Origin of the sequence: Nocardia sp. JMUB6875 (assembly GCF_041154655.1) — a bacterium.
Classification (GTDB): Bacteria; Actinomycetota; Actinomycetes; order Mycobacteriales; family Mycobacteriaceae; genus Nocardia.
In genome coordinates, this window is record NZ_BAAFGR010000385.1 from 1 (window position 1) to 1525 (window position 1525).

Below are 1525 nucleotides of genomic sequence, written 5' to 3' on the forward strand. Positions count from 1 at the left end.
CCCCCCTCTCCCTCCCCTACCTCCTCGACAAACTCGACCCCGCCTTCGCCAACGCCGCCAAATAGCCGCCGCCTCCGCCCTACTCTGAGCTCACGCCAAGTTCGAGGAGGGGCCTGTGAGTGCCGCGCTCGATGTCGATCCGACCTTCGGCCACGGTCCCTACACCTCCGACGATCTGCACGAGTGCCCGGAAGAGGGCAAGGGCTACGAGTTGTGGAATGGATGGCTGATCGAGAAGAAGTCATTTCCGTCAGGGCCGCGCAATCGGGTGGGTCGGGGGTTGCGGCGGCTTTTCGCCGACGCGGCGCAGCGGGCGGGAGCTGATGTCTTCAGTGACGGTGGCGAATACGAATTTCGATTCCCGACAGGAGTCCGCAAACCGGATGCCTTCATCCTTGATGCCGATGCAGAGCGTGCTGCGGTCGAGGCCGACGAGACCTTCCTCGATCCCGCCGACCTCGTCCTGGTCGCGGAGGTTGTCTCGCTCCGAAGTGGCAGCGAGGCTCACGACCGCAAAATCAAGCGGGATGAGTATGCGGCAGCAGGAATCCCGCATTATTGGATCGTGGACTTCCGCCCCACCCTTCGCATCGAGGCCCTGGATCTGACAAAGGGTCGGTACGGCAGCGGCCGAATCATCACCGGCGACGAACTCCTGGTCACAGACCAGCCTTTCGAGATCTCAGTAAGCCCGAACGCCCTCTTCGAACTCGGCCGCTGACCATGCGTGTCGGTCTCGCCTGGAAATATTGGTGCCATGACGACGACCGGGGACGAGGTTCGGGCGGTGGCGCTTTCGCTGGCGCGGACCAAAGAGGGGTTCGAGTGGCAGATGCCTACCTTTCGGGTGGCGGGCAAGCTGTTTCTCACCCTTCCGGAGAACGAGACCTCCATGGCCGTCCGGTGCCCGATCGCCGATCGTGACGAGTTGGTTCAGGCCGAGCCCGACAAGTTCTGGATCGCGCCGCACGAGGTGATGAATGCCTGGGTTCGGGTGCGGCTGGCGGCGTTGGACGACGCCGAGGAGTTGGAGGCGATCGTCACCGATTCGTGGCGGCAGGCCGCGCCCAGGGAATTGACGGAAAACGACTGATCAGTTGCCGTATTGGGTGGTTTCGGGGCGTTCGATGAGGAGGACGTGGGCGGGGTGGTCGGCTACCGGGCGGTGGCGGACACCCTTCGGGACGGTGAAAAGCTCTCCGGCGGTGAGGGTTACCGGGAGCTGATCTTCCAGTTCAAGGCGGAAGGTGCCATCCCAGCAGAGGAAGAGTTCGTCTTCGTCGTGGTGGTGCCAGGGGAAGGCGCCGTGGATTTGGGCTACGCGGACCACGGAATCGTTGACGCGGGCCAGTTCTCGCTGTTGGAAGGGGCCGGGGAGGGTGGCGATGGTGGCGGGGATCGAGACGGCGGTGGTTGTTTCGGTCATGGGTCAATCGTCGGTAGATGGGGGTGGTGAGAGGAGGGCCAATCGGGGAGGATTGGTTCTGTTATGGATCCAATCGAAGTGACGGAGCGGCTCGGGCGG

Annotated in this window: 3 protein-coding genes; 2 read left to right on the forward strand and 1 reads right to left on the reverse strand. The window is 63.6% G+C overall.

Annotated elements, in window-relative coordinates:
* Positions 1–115: 115 nt before the first annotated feature.
* Positions 116–721 (forward strand): Uma2 family endonuclease, encoded by a 606-nt coding sequence (locus tag ACAM49_RS40100; RefSeq protein ID WP_369640724.1) that lies wholly within the window; start codon positions 116–118, stop codon positions 719–721.
* Between the two features lie 36 nt (positions 722–757).
* Positions 758–1093: an MmcQ/YjbR family DNA-binding protein gene (locus tag ACAM49_RS40105; RefSeq protein ID WP_369640725.1), complete on the forward strand. Its 336-nt coding sequence runs from the start codon at positions 758–760 to the stop codon at positions 1091–1093.
* Here the strand turns inward: ACAM49_RS40105 and ACAM49_RS40110 are convergent, their stop codons facing one another.
* Positions 1094–1426, reverse strand: coding sequence for a cupin domain-containing protein (locus ACAM49_RS40110; RefSeq protein ID WP_369640726.1), 333 nt, complete (start codon positions 1424–1426; stop codon positions 1094–1096). It lies immediately after the preceding gene.
* Positions 1427–1525: the final 99 nt, after the last annotated feature.